Below are 19,359 nucleotides of genomic sequence, written 5' to 3'. Positions count from 1 at the left end.
ACCGTCCACCACGATAAAACTCCGTCTCTCTCGGAGCGGCCACCCTCGAATCGGGCCGCCCCCGTCCGGAAGCGACGGCGCCGCTCGACTACTCGAAGACGTCGGCGGCGAAGGGGTACAGGTCGTCCAGCGCGACGCGTTCGTTCCGGCGGCCGGACTCGTAGGCGGCCATCGTCACGAGTACCGCCTTGAGTCCGTCGCGGGCGGTGGCCGGCGGGTCCTCGCCGTTCTCGACGGCGTCGAGGAACGCGGTCCCCTTGCTCAGCCGCCGGTCGTACCCCCGGTGCGGGTGGTGTTCGGTCCCCTCGCCGTCGATGACGTACCCCGTCCGGTCGTCCCACTCGTGGCCTTCGAGATACACCGCCCCCTCCTCGTCCCAGACGTGGACGTGCTCGCGGGTCCGGGCGACGACGCCCGTGTCGGAGACGTTCGCCACCGCGCCCTCGGCGGTTTCGACGATAATGGACGACTGGCGGTCGAACACCTGTTCGTCGTCGTGAAAGTCGACGTACGCGTTGACGTGCGTCGGCGTGAGGCCGGTCGTCCAGAGAATGGCGTCGACGACGTGCGTCCCCACGTTCAGGAGGTGGCCGCCGCCGCTCAGTTCGGGGTCCATCCGCCAGTCGGACATCTCCTCGTAGTAAGAGCGCCAGTCGTGCGTTATCTCCCCGGTGACGAACCGCGGCACCCGGTCGCCGAGCGCCCACTCCTCGCGGGCCTCTCGATATGCGGGGTTGAAGTGGCGCTGGTAGCCGACCATCACGGCCCGGTCGGTCGACTCGGCGTGTTCGGTAATCTCGTAAGCGTCGGCCACGTCGGTCGCGAGCGGTTTCTCGCAGAGGACGTGCAAATCGCGGTCGAGGGCGGCCGACGTCTGCTCGTAGTGGAGGCCGTTGGGCGTCGCGACGGCCACGGCGTCCAGCGGTTCCGCGTCGAGCATCTCCTCGTAGGACTCGTATCTGGCGGACGCGGGTACGTCGAGTTCCTCCCCGGCGTCGGCGAGTCCGTCGGGGTCGACGTCCGATATCGCGGCGAGTTCCGAGCGCGGGAGTTCGACGAACTGGCGGCCGAGTCGACGGCCGAGGCTCCCGAGTCCGACGAGTCCGACGGCGAGGGGGAACGGATCGGTCTGTCGTTCCATGGTGACAGCTACGTATACAGAAATCCACGGCATAACTGTTTTGCCGGGGTTTCCGGCGACTCTCCGGAGTTCCGTCTGGATCGCCCGCCCGAAGATTTTATGCTGGAGTACCTGTAGTTTCGGGTATGCCACTTTCCGAGAGCGGAGTGCGTGAGCACCTGCGTGGCGTCGCTGCCGGTCTCCTCACCCCGTTCGACGACGAACTCGTCATCGAACACGGGAAGATAGAGGAGAACGCGAACACACTCTACGACGCGGGGATACGGACGTTCCTCGCGGCGGCGAACATCAGCGAGTACCACTCGCTGTCGCAAAAGGAGCGAATCGCCGTGACGGAGACAGCGGTGGACGCCCTCCCGTCGGACGCCTGCGTCCTCGCGGGCGTCGGCGGGAGCACCTCCGCCGCGCGGGAACTCGTTCGGGCGTACGGCCGAGTCGGCGCCGACGCGATGATGGTCATGCCGCCCGACCACTCCTATATCCACGAACGAGGGCTCATCCGGTACTACGAGAAACTCGACGCCGTATCGGAGGCTCCGTTGGTCCCGTACGTCAAAGGGTTCGACCCATCCGTTGGCTACCTCCGCGATCTCGCGGGCGTCGACGGCGTCGTCGGCGTGAAGTACGCCATCGAGGACGCGGTCAAACTCGGCGCGGCCGCCAGTTCCACCCCCGAAGACGTGGTCTGGGTCGACGGACTCGCCGAACCGTTCGCCGTCTCGTTCTGGAACGAGGGTATCGAGGGGTTCTCCGCGGGCGTCAGCAACTTCCGACCCGAGGTCGGACTGGAACTGTTCGACGCGCTCACCGACGAGGACTGGGAGCGCGCGCGCCGCATTCGGAACATCTGTCTCCCCTTCCAGAACTTCCGCGACGAATCCGGCGAGGACAACACCCTGCAGGGCGCGGTGAGCATCTCCGCGGTGAAGAAAGGGCTCGAACTCGCCGGCATGCACGGCGGTCCGGTCAGAGAGCCCATCCAACCGCTTTCGCCAACCGACGAACGCCGCGCCGAGGAACTGTACGGGCAACTCGACGACGACATCGCTCGCGTCCTCGACTGAGGGAACCCAACGCGAACGACCGACAGTGACGAGAACGACGGCGAGAACGGAAACCGACCGACGGCGAGAAGACCGACCACGCTAACGTAGATGCGCTCGGCCGACGAGGTCCGCGAGACGCTTCTTCGCGGCTGTTCGGACTCGAGAGTTCCGAACGACCCGAATCTTCATCACGGAGGCAGCGTCTGTGAGCACATGCGCGAATTCGAGGCGACCACCGAGGCTGCCCGTCCGCCGACGTGGGCGCTCCGGCAGCGAGCGTTGTTCGATCTGACGGCCGACGCCGTCGACCGGTTCGTCGACGACTACACCGGACCCGGAGGCGACCCCTTCTGGCCGCCCGTGGACCACGTCGGTATCGACGGCTTCGACGACGTGGTCGAGGGAGTCTGCAACTGGCCGCTGCTGTACGCGATGGGCGGCGACGAGCGACTTCTCGGGCACGCCCGTCGCGTGTACGAGTCGGCGCTCGAACGCGGCGCGGCGACGGAGACGCCGTTCGGACATCCGATGGTCGTCGACGAGTTCGAGCAGTGCCGCGACTGGTTCCACCTCGGCGAAGGCAGCCGCTACACCTACAACATGGGTCTCGCCGCGCCCGACGACGAGGCGGTCAGGGAACGCGCGACGCGGTCCGCCGACCTCTACTTCGGGGACGCGGCGGCGGACAACTACGACGCCGAGAAGCGACTGGTCCGCGGACCGATGAACGGGAGCATGGGGCCGGACTACTGCGACTTCGCCGCGTACGAACACCATCCGTACGGCGCCGACTACCGCTGGGCGCGCCACGGCCTCCCGTGGCGGGACCTGGAGTTCGACGAGGCCGCGGACCTCCTCGACCCGTCGAACGAGGAGCGCCTGTTCGAGGTGTTGAACGAGCGGTGCGCGAAGGGTGACATCCCGCTCAACCTCTCCATTACGAGTCTGATGGCGAACGCCTACCTCCACACGGGCGAGGACCGATACCGGGAGTGGGTCACCGACTACCTCGACGCGTGGCGGGAGCGGACGGCCGAGAACGGCGGAATCATCCCCGACAACGTCGGGCGGTCCGGCGAGATAGGCGAGTACACCGACGGCTCGTGGTACGGCGGTTACTACGGATGGTCGTGGGGCGGGTGGCACTACGTCGGCATCGGTCCCACCGTCGCCGCGGAGAACGCCGTGCTGCTCGAAGGTAACCGCGAGTACCTCGACTTTCCCCGCTCGCAGTTGGACCTCCTCGTCGAGAACGGCATCGAGGTGTCCGAGGACGACGTACACTCTACGCTCCACATCCCGCACAAGTACGGCGGGGAGGGGGACTACCACTACGACGCCTCGGACGTCCTCACCGAGGACGACGGCGAGGTGCTCCGGAGGGACGGCTGGTACGAGTTCAAACCCCACCAGGACGACCCGTACGCCGTCCACCTCTGGTACGCGTCGATGGACGAGGGGGACAGAGAGCGAATCCGCCGGCTTCGCGACTGGGGGGAGCAGGATTGGAGACGCGTCGACCCCCGCGCGAAGACGAAGCACGGCGACGGGCACGAGTACGCGTGGCTCGCGTACCTCGACGGCGAGTTTCCGGACTACCCCGAGCGAATCCTCGACGCGACGCGCGAACACGTCCAAGAGCGGCTACGTCTGTTCGACGCCGAGGGGGGCGACCCGACGACCGTCGACGAGGACTACCTCCGGGACCGGAACCCCGCCTTCCACAAGGGGCTGCTCCAACTCACGATGGGGGCGCCGCAACCGGTCTACTACGGCGGCCTCGTGATGGCGCAGGTGCGCCACTTCGACGTCCGGCGGGAGCGCCCGGGACTCCCCTCGGGCGTCGCCGCCCTCGTGGAGTCGGTGTCGGGCGACGGCGTCGAACTCACCCTGGTCAATCTCGGGGCCGAACGGGAGGAGATGGTCGTGCAGGCCGGCGCGTACGGCGAACACCGGTTCGGCGCGGTCGAAGCGGACGGGAGGGTGAGCGACGACGAGGCGGGGGACGTACGACACGGCGGAGACGGCGACGACGCGAACGCGGTGCGCGTCCGACTTCCCGCGGGGACTCGACTCTCCCTGCGCGCGCGTCTCGACCGGTTCGCCAACGACCCGAAGTACGAGTTCCCGTGGATGGAGTGAGACGGCGGTTCAGGAGAACTTGGTGTTGAGTTCGACGACGTTCGCCGCGCGGCAGACGTGTTCGGAGAGTTCGCCGTGGAGGCGGTTCTCGGTGAACCGGCTCGTGGGACCGGAGATGCTTATCGCGCCGAGCACCGACTGTTCGCTCTTCACGGGCGCGGCGACGCAGCGGAGTCCCTGGATGTTCTCCTCGTCGTCGATACCGTACCCCCGTTCGAGCGTCGCTTCCAACTCCGCGTACAGTTCGTCCGGGTTCGAGGGCGTGTTCGGCGTGTGCTGTTCGAAGCTGCACTGCTCGACTATCTCCGCCTGTCGCTCCCCGGGGAGGTGCGCGAGGATGGTCTTGCCGAGCGACGTGGAGTACATGGGCTGTTGGGTCCCGACCCGGGAGGCCGTTTCGACCGCTCTGGAGCCCCTCGCTTTGCAGAGATACGAGACGCGGCCGTACTCCTCGATGCCGAAGTGAGCGATCTCGCCGGTCTCCGCGGCCAACTCGTTGACCTCCTTCTCGATGACGTCGTAGTTGCCGACCTGATCGCGGACGTGCTTTGCCATGTCGAGGATGCGGAGGCTCAGGCGGTAGCCGTCCGCCTCCGAGACCAGTATCTCCTCGTCGACGAGCGTCTTGAGGTGGCTGTGCACCGTGCTCTTCGAGTGACCGAGTTCGTTCGAGATGTCGGTCAGCGTCTGCTTGTTCTCGTCCTGCAGGAGATCGACGATGGAGAACGCTATCTTCACGCCCCGGATCCGCCGCCCCGTTTCCTCCGTCGGTGTGCTCATAGTGCACACAGTGAAACGCACCGACTTAAGTCTGTTCCCGTCACGGGAACGAAATTCGTGCTAACAAACGACATCTTTCTCGCGCTTTCACTCGGTGACGCCCTCTCGATGGCGCGACTCGGCTTTCGTGCGAAGGAACACGCCGCCGGCAGTCCCTAAATTTGTTCCCGCAAGGGGAACATCTCTGCGAAACGACCTCCTTTCGGGCACCGTCCGACGGCGAGAGGGAATCCGAGCGGCAGCATATTACTGTACTACGCATGTAATGAAAACCGTGTCGTGCCATCTACCGATAGTCGCCGGTCCCAACCGGAACTTCCGAGGGGGCCTCTTCGTGCGTCTCGGGGGGTCGAGAACGTCGGAACCGTACTTCGTTCCCGTATCGAGAACGCGATACCGCCCAGTGAGCGCCTGCGACGGGACGACCCGACGACAGAGTTTATGTCGGACTGCGGCGACTACTTCGTATGTCGATTCGAGTCACCGTCTGGAACGAGAACGTCCACGAACGGGAGGAACCGGACGTGGCCGACCGATATCCGAACGGAATCCACGGCGCCGTCGCCGACCACCTCGAGAGCGAGGGTCACCACGCGCGAACGGCGACGCTCGGCGACCCCGAACACGGGTTGGACGAACAGACCCTCGCCGAGACGGACGTGCTGGTCTGGTGGTCCCACTGCGCCAACGACGAGGTGCGCGACGACGTCGCGGACCGCGTCGTGGACTGCGTCCACGAGGGAATGGGGTTCGTGCCCCTCCACTCGGGCAAGAACTCGAAGCCGTTCAAGCGTCTGATGGGGACGACCTGTAACATCAAGTATCGTCACGGGGGCGAACGCGAGCGAGTGTGGGTCGCCGACCCCGGCCACCCAATCGCGGACGGCCTGGACGAACAGTTCGTCATCCCGGAGACGGAGACGTACGGCGAACCGTACGACGTTCCGGAACCCGACCGAACCGTTCTCATCTCGTGGTTCGAGGGGGGTGAAGTGTTCCGCTCGGGCGTCTGTTACCGTCGCGGACGCGGCCGTATCTTCGCGTTCCGACCGGGCCACGAGGAGTACCCTATCTTCCACCAGGCGGAGGTCAAGCGGGTGATAGCCAACGCCGTCGAGTGGGCCGCGCCGAACGAAGGGGCGTCCGCCCGGTGGGGCGAGACCGACCCGCTCGAAAGGGTCGACGAGTGAAGTGCGGCGACACCCGCTGACGCCGTCGTTGAGGCTGTTTGCGGCCTTCTCTGTTCAGGCCCCGTCCGTTGCGTCGTCTAGGCCGCGTCGATACCACGCCGTCGCGGGTCGCCGGTCGTCGCGCCCGGAAAGGACGTTCTCGGGCGCGTAGTCTTCGGCCGCCGCCGCGGTCAGTTCGCTCGACCAGGGTACCCGGTCCGCCCGTTCGCCGCCCGGCCCCCGACTGTCGTACTCGACGTAGCGCACCGTCTCCTCGACGTCCGGCCGCGACCAGTTGTGCCACCCCTCGGGACGGACGTGCGCACCCATGTGACACCGGAGAAACGCGGTCCGGGCGTGGTCCCGCCACGGCCGTCCCAAGTATACGTCGGTGACGTCCGGGTCGGCGGTCAGCGCGCAGTCCGAGAAGACGAACCCGAAGGGGACGTGTTCCGGCGTCGACGCTGCCGTGACGTACGAATCGGCTTTCGAGTGGATTCGACAGTTCTCGAAGACGGCGGTGGCGCTTCCGAAGACGAAATCGGTCGTCCCCTCGACGTAGCAGTCGCGGAAGTACTGCCGCGACCCCTCGCCGGCGGCGTACACGGTGTCCTGATTCCCGAGGAACCGACAGTTCTCGAAGACGGCCCGGTCGCTCTCGGTGTGGAGTGCGACCGCCTGACCCACGGGGCCGGCGTCGTTCTCTACGGTCATGTCCCGTAGATACAGGTCGTTTCCCCGCGTTCTCAGCGTGTACGTGAAGAAGGTGCTGTTCCGGCCCCGGTCGACCTTCTCGAAGTGATCATCGTGCGTGAGGACTGTCCCGTCCCTGCTCTCGCCCACCAGCGAGACGCTCGGATTCCACGCGTGGACCGACACTTTCTCGTCGTACACGCCGTCCTTGACGAAGATAGTGATTCGCTCTCTCGGGAACGACTTCGCGTCGTCGATGGCCGTCTGAATCCGCTCGTAGTCCCCGTTCCCGTCGGCGTCCACGACGCAGTCGTACTCGTCGTCGTCTTCGCCGCCGGCCGTCGGAACCGTCAGGAGGAGTGCGAGGACGATACCCATTCGCGCGACTGAACGTTTCAGAGACGATATCATGGAGCAGACGTGTGCCTACCATGGCATATGCTTACCGGGAGACGAACGGCGTCGACGCACGAGCGAGCGTTCGTTCCGTCGGCCATCCATCCGCCATTGCCGGATTAGCTGAGTGAACGCGCGAATGGGCCCCACGTCCGGCGATGACGGCGGAGCAGTCACGGTCAAAGGGGACGAGACGCTGGTCTAACCGTCTCCTCGTTCGATCCATTCCGGTTCCGATCCAAAACACGAACGATCGTAGTGCTGTTCGAGTACTCCGTTCGCGGTCGGACGGTGTCGGCCCGTCGACGGGAGGCCTCGCCTCCGCAGTCTCGGGTGCGAGTCGTCGGTCCGCCCGGAAATTCCGGCATCGTCGGACGAGCGTGCGATGTCGGCCCTTTCTTGTTTGAGGCGCGTAGTCGCACTGTAATCTGTACTATTTTTCGGTACATTCCGGTTCGATTCACCGATTCGAGATCCCCTCTTCTTTTGTGTCCGCTATCGTCGGATTCGGTCCTCTGAAGACCTCCGTCCTTTCGCATCACGCTTTCAACTCTCAGCTACCAGTGGGAGCGTCTTCCCGCATCCTCCTCGGTCCCGCCGGCGTCCCCCATATCTCTGTGCGGCGGTCGCCTTTCGGCGTTCGAGGGGTCTTCACCAACGTCCGATTTCACCGGAAATCGATCGTACCAGTGGACGAAGCCGGCGTCTCCGCCCGAGTGGAGGGTCCGAGACTCGAACGACCGACTCGCCGGGTCGAGTCCGAGTATTCCTCACGCCATCCGGTACACCTCGTCCATCCACGGGTCGTCCTGGTCGAGTAGAATCCCGTCCATCACGTCGTCCCAGTCGGCCTGCGCGTCGCTCTCGGTCATCACCTCCCGGATGGTTTCTGAGTCTTCGACCTCCATGTAGCCGAAGACGTGCCCGTCTTTCTCGAAGACGCTGTACGTCTCCAACCCGGCGTCGGAGTCGAGGTACGCCGCCTCCAACGCCTCGGGGACGTTCTGGTGTTTCTTCCGGTACTCGTCGATTCGCCCGTCTTCGATTCGGAGGTGGAACGCTATTCGCTCCATGACCGACCGTTCGACGGCGTCCGGTTTAGCTCTTCGCCGGGGAAGATTTACTACCGGAACCGCCGTGGTCTCTCGCATGCTCGACTCTCATACGCACGCCTGGGGTCACGCGAGCGAGGCGCATCCGTGGACGAACGGGCCGCTACTGGACGTGCTGGACGGGTTCGACGTACACACCGTCTTCACGGCCGAGCGACTGCTCGCGGACATGGACCGACACGGCATCGACGAGGCGGTGGTCGTGGGGTACCCTATCTGCGAGTGGACGGACAACTGGTACACTCTCGAAACCGCTGCGGAGCACAACCGTCTGCACGGAATCGTGATGCTCGACCCGTTCGCCGACGACGCGGCCGAGCGACTCCGAGAATGTATGGACGTCGACGGCGTCCTCGGTTTTCGCCTCGGCGCGGCCTGCCCGTACGACCGGATGTGGGAGACGTTCGACCCCAGCGCCACGTGGCTTCGGGACGCCGTCGATGAGACCGAATTCTGGGAGGCGGCCGTCGAAACGGACGCGACGGTCCAGATACTCTGCGACCACGCCCAACTGGACCAGGCGCTCGAACTCGTCGAGCGCTACCCCGACCTTCCGTACCTGTTCGATCACTTCGCGCACGCGGGTCCGGAGACGCCGACGGACGAGGGGACGTTCGCGCGGTTTTCGGACCTCGCGGAGTACGACTCCGTCGCGGTGAAGATATCCGAGATTCCGCACATGTCGGAGACGACGTTTCCCTACGAGGATGTGCACGACCGCGTCCGCTGGTTCCTCGACGCGTTCGGCCGCGAGCGGGTGGTATGGGGGTCCGATTACCCGAACGTCAGCGACGTAGCCTCGTACCCCGAGACGTTCAACTGGCTTCGACACGTCGATTCGCTCTCCTCGGCGGACAGAGCGTGGCTGACGGAGAGAGCGTTCCGACGGCACGTTGGACTGGACTGACGCGACCCGACGCGTCGCGGCCTCACTCGACGAGCAGTTCGACCGGGTGCTGCGGCTTTCGCGCTACGAGCGAGTCGATCTGCTCCAGACAGGAGGTGCCGCTGGCAACCACCCGTCTGTCGCGGACGCCGTCGGCCTCCAGTTGGTCTCTGAGGCGGTCCCCCACGTCCATGCTCAGTTCGTAGTAGTCGGATTTGTAGCCGAAACTCCCCGCCATCCCGCAGCACTCGACTTCGGAGGTGACCACGTCGTAGCCCAGTCGTTCGAGCACGGCGACGGTGTACGTCTCCAGTCCGAGCGTGCGCTGTTGGCAGTGGCTGTGGTAGGCGATTTTCTCCCCGCCCCCGGCCGAGAGCGAGTCGGGGTCCGCGCCGTTCTCCAACAGTCCGTAGACGTACTCCAGCACCTCGTAACTGCGCTCGGAGAGCGACGCGAAGCCCTCGGCGTCGACGAGACGCTCGTACTCGCGCGCGAACATGGCGTGGTCGGACGGTTCGACGACGACCACGTCCCGGCCGTCCTCGACGTACGGCGCGAGCGTCTCGGTGACGCGTTCGGCGTGGTCGGCGGCGGTGGCGACCATCCCCTGCGAGAACGGGGCGCGGCCGCTGGAGGCGACCGACGGTACGACGACGTTGACGCCGAGCGATTCCAGCGCTCGCACGGCCGCCTTCCCGCGTTCGACCTGCACGTGGTTCGTGTAGAGGTCGGGGTAGAGCACCACCCGTCGCTCGGAATTTCGATTCCGCGCGCCCGATTCACGCGCTGCTCGCCCCCCCGCCGCTCGCCTCTCCGAGGCGGCCTCGCCGCCTCGCTTCTCGAACCACTTCACCAGCGTCTCCCGCTCGAACTCCGGCAGGTCGCGGCGGGGGTCGATGCCGAGCGCCTTCTCCATGAGCCACCGCGACGCCTCGGTGTCGGCCAGTCGGCTCGAGACGGGGGCCGTCAGGCTCCCGAGTTTCGCGACCGTCTCGAAGTTGCCGAAGAACCGCTTTTGGAGCGGCGCGCCCCCCTCCTCCTCGTCCGGCGTCAGTCCGTCGACCAGCCAATCCAGTTCGCTGTCCTCTCCGCGGTTCACCCTGTCGCGGACGACGGCGTTTATCCAGGGGATGTCTATCTTCACCGGACAGGCGTTCACGCAGCGCGTACATCCGGTGCAGAGGTCGTTGAACTCGGCGGCGGTGTCGAGTCCCTCGATGCCGGCCTCCCACCCGGTGGCGATGCCGCCGGAGTACGTTTCGCCGCCGAAGGCGTGCCCGCCGACGCTTTGGAAGTTCGCACAGGAGTTCGAACACGCCGAGCAGCGGATGCAGTACAGCGTCTCCCGGAGTTGGTCGTCCTCGCGCATCTCCAACCGACCGTTGTCGACGAGGACGAGGTGGAACGCCCGGTCGGCGTCGAACTCGGAGAGCGGTGTCGTCTCGTCGCCGAAGTCGACGACGGGCGTGTCGACGGGCGGCGTCAAGAGCGAGACGTACGAGGTGATGTCCTGCCCGGTGCCCGAGCGACCGATGAGTTCGATGAAGGGACGGAGGTCCTCGACGGTCGGAATCACCTTCTCGACGCCGGCGACGGTTATCTGCGTGTCCGTCGCGGCGACGGTCTTGCGGGCGTTCCCCTCGCTGGTCACGAGCGCCATCGTCCCCGTGTCGGCCGTGAGGAAGTTCGCGCCGGTGATTCCCACCTCCGCGTCGGTTATCTGCTCGCCCAACTTCTCGCGCGCGAAGTAGGTGAGGTCCTCCGCCGTCTCCAGCGGTTCCTCGGGGTCGAACCGCGCCTCGAACAGTTCCGCGATGGCCTCGCGCGATTTGTGGATGGCGGGCGCGACGATGTGCGAGGGGGCCTCCTCGGCGAGTTGGAGCACCCACTCGCCCAGATCCGTCTCGACCACGTCGACGCCGTCGGCTTCGAGCGCGTCGTTCAGGTCCAGTTCCTCGGTCGTCATCGACTTCGATTTGACCGCACGCTCGGCCCCGCGGTCGGCGACGACCGACCTGACGTACTCGTTTGCGTCCGCGGCGTCGTCGGCGACGTACACCGTCCCGCCGTTCGCCTCGACCGCCTCGCGCAACTGGTCTACCAGTTCGGGGAGGCGCGCGATGGCGTCCTCCTTGATGGCCCGGGCTTCGTCTTTCAGTTCCTCGTAGTTCTCCAGGTCGGCGACCGACCGGTACCGCCCCTCGTTGAACGCGCGGGTGTTCTCCGCCACCGCGGCGCCCTCGGTCCGCATCAGTCTGCGCAGGTCGTCGGCCTTCGACATCTCACTCCCCCTCCGCGGATTCGCCTTCCGTGAGGACGACCACGTGTACCTCGCGCGGACCGTGCGCGCCCTTCACCAACGCGCCCATGTCGGCCGTGGAACTGGGCCCCGTCGCGATGACCGCGCTCCCGCCCGTCTCGCGGAACTCGGCCCCGAATGCGTCGACGGCGGATTCCATGTCCGCCTCGACGTCTTCGGCGCGCACGACGACGACGTGGCGTTCGACGAACAGGCTCACCAGTTCGCTCGCGCGGTCGGTGACGGTCAGCACGAGCGATCCGTAGTCGGCGATGCCGAGGCTCGCGCCCGTCACGCCGGTCTTCGCCGTTCGGAGCGTCGCGGGCGCCGGGTCGACCTCGACCGAGGTTTCGGTCAGGGACAACGCGGGGTCGTCGAACGTTTCTTCGAGGGCGACGCCGACGGCGTGGGGTTGGACGACCCCTTCGAGGTGGTCTCGGAATCCGTCTCCGTCGACGTAGCTCACCGTCGCGTCCAATTCGTTCAGCGCGGATTCGAACCGTGAGAGCGTGGCTGCGGACATCGGTACGCCAACGCAGGCGCCACGCGACTATTTAGTTTGGGTTGCGGCATCCGCCGTCGTCGCCGGCCGACGACGCGCAGAAGAGGCGAGTTTCCCGACGGTATCCGACCTACCCAAAATTATTAGCCTACGTACCTGTATGGCTTTACTGAGTCGAGTAAGCCGAACTCTACCAGCAACTATGAAAGCAATCGTTCAGACCGGGCCCCGTTCCGTGGAGACACAGGAGCGAGAGGCCCCCTCCCCGGCGGCAGACGAACTGCTCGTGAAAGTACACACGGCCGGCCTCTGCGGCAGCGACGCCCACGCCTACAAGTACGACGGCGGCTACGAGTGGATTCCCATCCCGCGCGTGATGGGTCACGAGTACTCCGGCGAAGTCGTCGAAATCGGGACCAACGTCGAGGGTTTCGCCGAGGGACAGAAGGTCGTCGAGGAACCGATACACGACTGCGGCCACTGCTTCCAGTGTAAGAACGGACAGCCGAACGTCTGTCAGAACTTCTCTATCACGGGGATGCACCGCGACGGCGCCTACACCGAGTACGTCACCGTCGAACCTCAGCACGTCCACGCGGTGCCCGATGCCGTCCCGCTCAACCACGCGGCTATCACCGAACCGACCAGCATCGCCACCCGCGCCGTCCTCAGTCGGTCGAACGTGACGCCCGGTGACAGCGTCCTCGTGGAGGGCCCGGGACCCATCGGCGTCCTCGTCGCCGCCGTCGCGGACTCCCTCGGCGCGAACGTCGTCGTTTCGGGACTCGAACAGGACACGATGTATCGGCTTCCGCTCGTCGAGCAGTTGGGCATCGAGACGGTGAACGTGCAGTCGGAGACGGGCCTCGACGACTACGTCGACTCGCTCACCGATGGCGTCGGCTTCGACGTGGTGTTCGACGCGACGGGGCACCACACGGGCGTCGGGACGGCGACGGAAGTCACGCGGAAGGGCGGACAGGTCGTCGTCGTCGGCATCCCCAACGACACCAGCGAGGTCAACCTCACTCCCGTCGTCCGCGGCGAGATATCCGTTGACACCTCCTACGGGTCGACGTGGACGAACTTCGAGCAGGCGCTCCGTCTGATGGAACGCGGCGAGATAGCCGTCGACCAGATACTCGACACCTCCTACAGCGTCGACGACCCGGCGTCCGCCTTCGAGGCGTTCCTCGGCTCCGAGACCTGTAAGCCGGTGTTCCAGTTCGACTACTGAGCGTCCGTCTCGTCGTTCAACCTCGCCGCCACCGACTCTCTCCGCCCGACCAGACGCTTCTCCGCCGCGCCGTCGTTCGGTCTCCGACGGAAAACACTATACGTTCCCCAGTGGACGTGCGAGTACACCGAACGAACCATGGAGATAACAGACGTTTCAGCGACGAAAGTCAGCAACGAGTCGTGGGGAGAGTTCATCGAGTTTCCCCTCGTCACGATCATGTCGAAGTACGACGAGTACCGCAACGTCGACGGCGAAAACCCGCAGGCTCGGCGGAAGTGGATGGGTCCGGTGGGGGACGTCGTCGTCGAAATTGAGACCGACGCGGGCATCACCGGCATCGGCGTCGGAAACTGGGGCACCGGCGCCATCGCCACCGTCGTCGAGGAGACGCTCTCGAAGATCGTACTTGGGGAGGACCCGATGCGGCGCGAACACCTCTGGGAGCAGATGTACCGCGCGACCCTGCCCTTCGGACGGAAAGGCGTCGCCGTCATGGCGATCAGCGCCGTCGATCAGGCGCTGTGGGATATCGCCGGGAAAGAGGCCGGCAAACCCGTCTACGAACTGCTCGGCGGTCCGACCGAGACGGAGATTCCCGCCTACGCGTCGAACCTCCATCCCGTCGACATGGAGACGTTGGAGCGCGAGGCCATCGAGTACGCCGAGGCGGGCTTCGACACCATGAAGCTGCGCTTCCTGCACGGCCCCGAGGACGGCCGCTCCGGGATGGAGAAGAACGAGGAGATAGTCAGAACCGTCCGGGACGCCGTCGGGGACGACATCGACATCGCGGGCGACGCGTACATGGGGTGGTCGGTCAAGTACGCCAAGAAGATGACCCAACGCCTCGCGAAGTACGACATGGCGTGGGTCGAAGAGCCGGTCATCGCCGACGACATCAGGGGCTACGCCGAGGTCCGAGAGGCCGCGCCGATGCCGATATCCGGCGGCGAACACGAGTTCACGCGCTGGGGACACGAGGAACTGCTCGAACGAGAGGCCGTGGATATCCTCCAACCCGACGTTGGCCGCGTCGGCGGGATAACGGAGCTTCAGAAGGTCGCGGACATGGCGGAAGTCCACGACGTACCGGTGATTCCTCACGCCGGGACGAATCCGACGCTGCACGCCATCGCGGGGCACACGAACATGCCGATGGCCGAGTACTTCCCGACGCCCGAGTGGTTCCAAGAGCAACAGGAGGAGAAAGAGTCGACGTACGCCGACGCCATCTTCCAGAACCCGCCTTCTCCCGAGGGCGGCTCTATTCCGCTGCCCGACGAACCCGGCCTCAGCACGCAGTTGAACCGCGAAGCGCTCGAACACTTCGCCGTGGAGTGATTACCTCACCATGACCGACATCAGCTTCGAGTACAACGTCCCCGTGTTCGCGGGCGCGCCCGAGTCGGGCACCGACCCGGTCCACCGCGACACGCCGCAGTACGAGTCGCTCGACTGGGAGACGACGAAGATGGGCGTCGAGACGGCCGAAGAACTCGGATTCGACGCCGTGTGGGCGCCCGACCACCTCATGCTCGGCCGCGACAGCGCCGAGTACGAGGTGTGGACGCTCCTCTCTGCCATCGCGGGCTTCACCGAGGACGTGAACCTCGGGTCGCTCGTGCTCTGTAACGACTACCGCAACCCCGCCCTCGTCGCCAAGATGGCCGCCACCCTGGACGTGATTTCGGGGGGCAGGCTCGAACTCGGCCTCGGCGCCGGGTGGCACGAACCCGAGTACGACGCCTACGGCTGGGAGTACCGCGGCGGCTTCGAGCGCCTGATGCGCCTCGACGAGTCCATCCGCCTGATGAAGCGCATGTGGGACGCCGGGAGCGACGGCGCGAGTTTCGACGGCGACCACTACCGAATAGACGGCGCCACCTGCGCGCCGCCGCCCGTACAGGACCCCCATCCGCCCGTCCTCGTCGGCGGGCAGGGGGAGGAGGTGACGCTGAAACTCGTCGCCAAACACGCCGACGTGTGGAACACGGACGTCTTCAACGGCGACGTGGAGACGTTGGAGCACAAAATCGGCGTCATCGAGGACCACTGCGAGACGGTGGGCCGTGACCCCGACGACATCGAGTACTCGTGGGACGGCCACGTCGTCTGCACGCGCGACGAGGACAAGCGCGACGAACTGCTCGACCTGATGCTCCCCATCCAGTTCGAAGAAGAGTACCAGGACCAAGCGCCCATCGAGACCATCGAGGACGCCCGCGAGTACTTCGTCGTGGGGACGCCCGAGGAGTGCGCCGAGGCCATCGAGCGCCGCATCGACGTCGGCGTGACGAAGTTCCAGGGCTGGTTCGTCGACTTCCCGGAGACGGACGGGATGGAACTGTTCGCAGACGAAGTGATGCCGCAGTTCCAGTAAGTCCCGGCTGCCAAACTCGGTCGCTTTTCCTTCGATGTTGTTTTCAGTTACTCCGCGACTCTCTTTCTCGATAGTGCGTTCGCGACGGACAGTATCGGGTACGCCGCACGCGGCGGAGCGCTCGGTCGTTGGTCCGAACCCCCTCGTAGCCCCCAGAATCGGTTCAAGAGTCCGTAGTGCGCTATCTCTCGGTGACCTTCTCGTCATCCGCCACCACGGATGGCGGAAGCTTTAGTTCAGCCGCCGCGGAGGTATCTCACGTGGTCCTACACGACAGAACGGAGCGGCGGTACCTCCCGACTGACCTTCGCGTCGAGTACGAGGAATCGCCGGAGAACGTCGACCCGACCGAGACGCCGCGATTCTCCTGGCGGGGTGAGACCGACCGACGAGGAGAAAGACAGCGCGCCTACCGGATGGTCGTCGGTCGCGACCGCTCGGCCGTCGAAGCGGGCCGAGGCGACACGTGGGACTCCGGCCGCGTCGACGACGGGCGGGCGACGAACGTCGCCTACGAGGGGCCGCAGTTGGACTCCGATCGGACGTACCACTGGTCGGTGAAGCTCTGGACGGAGACGGGTGAGACCGGGTGGGCGGAACCCGCTCAGTTCTCGACGGCCCTCGAACCCGAGGACTGGCGCGGCGCGTGGATCAGTCACCAACCCGAAGGGGGAGACTCGAACGGGTGGCGGAGCCGGTGGCGCGACGGAGCGTGGGACGGCGAAGAGTGGGTACAGGTCGACCTCGGAGAACGCCGTTCAATAGATACCGTCGACCTTCACCCCGCCGAGCCCGTCGATATCGTGCGAACGCCGGACGACACCGTCGTGACGATGTCGTGGCGGGAGAATCCGCTCGCCGGGTTCGGGTTCCCCGACGGCTACCGCATCGAGGTGAGTGACTCGCCCGACTTCGAGAACGTAACGGTCGCCAGCGACCCGGCGGACTCGAAAAGCGTGGTCACCCAAGGCGAGGGGAGAAACGCGGGGAACGAGACGGTGTCCTCGGCGACGCACGACCACCTCGACATCGAAGGTCGATACGTCCGGGTAACCGCGACGGACCTCTTCAGCCTCAGCCCGCTGACCGAGTCCCCGTTTCGGGACGCTCCCCCGGAGCGCAAGGTCCAGTCCGAGAACGCCTGGCAGTGCTTCGCACTCGCGGGACTCACAGTTCGGGACGCGAACGGGAGCGACGTCGCGCGCGACGGCACCGTCGAGACGTCGTCGACCGTCGAATCCGACACGTGGGGCCGAAGACACCTCGTGAACGGCCACACGCGTTCGAAAACCGCGTCTTCGTCCCCGCTCCTCCGAACGGAGTTCACGTTCGACAAACCGGTTCGGTCCGCGCGCATCCACGTCGCGGCGGTCGGTTACGTCGAACTCCGCGTGAACGGCGAGAAGGTCAGCGACGGCGTGCTCGACCCCGCCTGGACCGACTACGAACGGCGGGTGCTCTACTCCAGCCACGACGTCACCGACCGACTCACCGAGGGCGAGAACGCCCTCGGTCTGTGGCTCGGACGCGGGTGGTTCTCGAAGACGCACGCCTACTGGGTGAACGACGGTTCCCCGCGCGGTCGCGCAACGCTCTCAGTCAAATTCGAAGACGGGACCGAGCGACGTCTCGCCACCGACGGCAGTTGGCGGGCCACCGCGAGCCCGGTCCGGGAAAACGACATCTACGACGGCGAGCGCTACGACGCGCGGCACGAACCCAACGGATGGGCCGCGCCCGGGTTCGACGACGCCTCTTGGGACGGCGCGGCGGTGGTCGACGCGCCCGGCGGGACGCTGCGTCCGGAGCGCATCCAATCGATGGGGGTCGTCGGCACGTTCGAGGTGGAGGAGGTTCACGACCACCCGGAGGGTCCGATTCTCGACTTCGGGCAGAACCTCACAGGCTGGCTCGAACTCACCGTTCGCGATCCTGACGCGGGCGACGAGGTGAGGGTCAGGCACGCCGAGGCGCTCACCGAGGACGGCGACCTCTCGACGACGGACCTCCGTACCGCCGACGCGACGGACACCTACGTCGCCCGCGGCGACGACGCGGAGACGTACGAACTGCGGTTCACCTATCACGGCTTCCGATACGCGCAGGTGAGCGGCTACCCCGGCGACCTCGACTCCGCGGACGTGACGGCGAAAGCCGTCCACACGGCGATGGACCGCCGCGGGGAGTTCGCCTGTTCGAACGACGACCTGAACCAGCTACAACACAACTCGGTGTGGGGCCTCCGGAGCAACACGCACTCGATTCCGGAGGACTGCCCGCAACGGGACGAGCGGTTCGGGTGGACCGGCGACGCGCACATCTCGACGCGGTCGCTCCTGTTCAACTTCGACGCCGTCCGCTTCGACGAGAAGTGGGCGCGCGACCACGACGATGCGGCGTCGCCGATGGGCTACGTCCCCGACGTCATCCCGAACAAGAACCAGGAGGACCCCGCCGACCCCACGTGGTCGATAACGCGCGTGATGATTCCGTGGTATCTCTACCTTCACGACGGGAACGATCGACTCCTCCGGGAGCAGTACGAGGGGATGCGCGACTACCTCGACTACTGGTACGACGTGAGCGAGGACGGCATCGTCCCGACCGACTACGGGAAGTTCGGCGACTGGCTCACGTTCGAGAACGCCGACGGCCGGCGCGGCCTCCCGCACGACCTGTACAACACGGCGTTCTGCTACCAAGTCACGGATACGTTCGCCAAGGTCGCCGAGGCGGTCGGCAACGGGGCGGACGCGGAGAACTACCGCGAACGCGCCGAGCACATCAGAGACCGGTTCAACGACCGCTTCTTCGACGCGGAGAAGAACGTCTACGGCCCGGGGACGCAGTCGTCGTACGCCGTTCCGCTGTTCCTCGGGATGGTCCCCGAGTCGGCCGTCGACGCCGTCGCGTCGAACCTCGCGGAGAAGGTGCGCTCGGACGGGCGAAAGCTGAAGACCGGCTTCCTCGGAACGCGGCCGCTGATACACACGCTCGCGGAGCACGGATACGAGAACCTGGCCTACGACGTGGTGAGCCAACCCGAACAGCCCGGGTGGGTGTACATGGCGCGCAACGGCGCGACGACGATGTGGGAGCGGTGGAACTCCGACGAGAGCGTCGGGTCGGGGATGAACTCGCTGAACCACTCGCCGTACACGCACGTCTCGGAGTTCTTCTACGAGGTGCTGGCGGGTATCAAACTGGGCGACGAACCCGTCACCGACCACGTGACCGTCGACCCGGCGCTGATCGACGACTTAGAGTGGGTCTCCGCGAGCGTCGACACGTCGGCCGGCGAGTTGGCCGTCGAATGGGGGCGCGAGGAGGACGGAAGCTACGAACTCGACGTGAAGGTGCCGTGGAACGGCCGCGCGACGGTTCGGCTACCGGACGCCGCGGGCGCGTCGGTGACGGAGTCCGGTACCGACATCGCGGACGCCACCCCTGAGGGCGTCTCCGCTGTCGAACGGGACGGCGACGACGTGGTTCTCGACGTCGGCGCCGGATCGTACGCGTTCTCGATCACCCGATAGTCGGGCGGCCGACGACCGATTCGTCGGCTTTCCCGTT

14 protein-coding genes are annotated in these 19,359 nt (G+C 66.0%); 8 read left to right on the top strand and 6 right to left on the bottom strand.

The genetic code is table 11. The features are described from left to right. Nucleotides 1-88 precede the first annotated feature (88 nt). The gene (locus C474_RS15975) at nt 89-1,141 is read right to left on the bottom strand and encodes a Gfo/Idh/MocA family protein (RefSeq protein ID WP_008388648.1); all 1,053 of its coding nucleotides are present in this window, start codon (nt 1,139-1,141) and stop codon (nt 89-91) included. Nucleotides 1,142-1,266: 125 nt separating this feature from the next. Between C474_RS15975 and C474_RS15970 the strand changes: the two genes are divergently transcribed. Together C474_RS15970 and C474_RS15965 are read left to right on the top strand one after the other, a co-directional pair. Next, complete coding sequence (locus C474_RS15970; protein WP_049917092.1) at nt 1,267-2,205, top strand: dihydrodipicolinate synthase family protein; 939 nt, start codon at nt 1,267-1,269, stop codon at nt 2,203-2,205. A 195-nt stretch (nt 2,206-2,400) separates the two neighbouring features. Further along, nucleotides 2,401-4,329, top strand: coding sequence for a hypothetical protein (locus C474_RS15965; RefSeq protein ID WP_049917109.1), 1,929 nt, complete (start codon nt 2,401-2,403; stop codon nt 4,327-4,329). 9 nt (nt 4,330-4,338) lie between these two features. On the opposite strand, the gene C474_RS15960 is transcribed toward C474_RS15965, so the two are convergent. Next, on the bottom strand, nt 4,339-5,109 hold the full coding sequence (locus C474_RS15960; RefSeq protein WP_008388644.1) for an IclR family transcriptional regulator: 771 nt from the start codon (nt 5,107-5,109) through the stop codon (nt 4,339-4,341). 467 nt (nt 5,110-5,576) lie between these two features. Between C474_RS15960 and C474_RS15955 the strand changes: the two genes are divergently transcribed. Beyond that, the gene (locus C474_RS15955) at nt 5,577-6,299 is read left to right on the top strand and encodes a ThuA domain-containing protein (RefSeq protein WP_008388642.1); all 723 of its coding nucleotides are present in this window, start codon (nt 5,577-5,579) and stop codon (nt 6,297-6,299) included. Between the two features lie 54 nt (nt 6,300-6,353). On the opposite strand, the gene C474_RS15950 is transcribed toward C474_RS15955, so the two are convergent. Both C474_RS15950 and C474_RS15945 read right to left on the bottom strand, forming a co-directional pair. Continuing rightward, nucleotides 6,354-7,349: a pectinesterase family protein gene (locus C474_RS15950; protein ID WP_008388640.1), complete on the bottom strand. Its 996-nt coding sequence runs from the start codon at nt 7,347-7,349 to the stop codon at nt 6,354-6,356. A gap of 788 nt (nt 7,350-8,137) precedes the next feature. Then, the gene (locus C474_RS15945) at nt 8,138-8,440 is read right to left on the bottom strand and encodes an L-rhamnose mutarotase (RefSeq protein WP_008388638.1); all 303 of its coding nucleotides are present in this window, start codon (nt 8,438-8,440) and stop codon (nt 8,138-8,140) included. Nucleotides 8,441-8,516: 76 nt separating this feature from the next. Between C474_RS15945 and rhcC the strand changes: the two genes are divergently transcribed. After that, on the top strand, nt 8,517-9,386 hold the full coding sequence (gene rhcC / locus C474_RS15940; protein ID WP_008388636.1) for an L-rhamnono-1,4-lactonase: 870 nt from the start codon (nt 8,517-8,519) through the stop codon (nt 9,384-9,386). A gap of 22 nt (nt 9,387-9,408) precedes the next feature. On the opposite strand, the gene C474_RS15935 is transcribed toward rhcC, so the two are convergent. Beyond that, nucleotides 9,409-11,646: an LUD domain-containing protein gene (locus C474_RS15935; RefSeq protein WP_008388635.1), complete on the bottom strand. Its 2,238-nt coding sequence runs from the start codon at nt 11,644-11,646 to the stop codon at nt 9,409-9,411. 1 nt (nt 11,647) lies between these two features. Continuing rightward, nucleotides 11,648-12,187 (bottom strand): LUD domain-containing protein, encoded by a 540-nt coding sequence (locus C474_RS15930; RefSeq protein ID WP_008388632.1) that lies wholly within the window; start codon nt 12,185-12,187, stop codon nt 11,648-11,650. A 181-nt stretch (nt 12,188-12,368) separates the two neighbouring features. Here C474_RS15930 and rhcE point away from each other — a divergent pair, with 181 nt between their 5' ends. The 4 genes from rhcE (at nt 12,369) to C474_RS15910 (ending at nt 19,322) form a co-directional block, all read left to right on the top strand. Then, a complete protein-coding gene (gene rhcE / locus C474_RS15925; protein WP_008388629.1) occupies nt 12,369-13,403 on the top strand; it encodes a 2-keto-3-deoxy-L-rhamnonate dehydrogenase in 1,035 nt (344 codons plus the stop codon). Nucleotides 13,404-13,541: 138 nt separating this feature from the next. After that, the gene (gene rhcD / locus C474_RS15920; protein ID WP_008388627.1) at nt 13,542-14,747 is read left to right on the top strand and encodes an L-rhamnonate dehydratase; all 1,206 of its coding nucleotides are present in this window, start codon (nt 13,542-13,544) and stop codon (nt 14,745-14,747) included. Between the two features lie 10 nt (nt 14,748-14,757). Then, nucleotides 14,758-15,786 carry an LLM class flavin-dependent oxidoreductase gene (locus C474_RS15915; protein ID WP_008388625.1) on the top strand — a complete coding sequence of 343 codons (1,029 nt, stop codon included), beginning with the start codon at nt 14,758-14,760 and terminating at the stop codon, nt 15,784-15,786. A 260-nt stretch (nt 15,787-16,046) separates the two neighbouring features. Continuing rightward, nucleotides 16,047-19,322, top strand: coding sequence for a family 78 glycoside hydrolase catalytic domain (locus tag C474_RS15910; protein WP_008388623.1), 3,276 nt, complete (start codon nt 16,047-16,049; stop codon nt 19,320-19,322). Nucleotides 19,323-19,359: the final 37 nt, after the last annotated feature.

Origin of the sequence: Halogeometricum pallidum JCM 14848 (genome assembly GCF_000337095.1) — an archaeon.
Classification (GTDB): domain Archaea; phylum Halobacteriota; class Halobacteria; order Halobacteriales; family Haloferacaceae; genus Halogeometricum; species Halogeometricum pallidum.
Note: the sequence above shows the minus strand (reverse complement) of the source record. Positions and strands in the feature narration are given on the sequence as shown.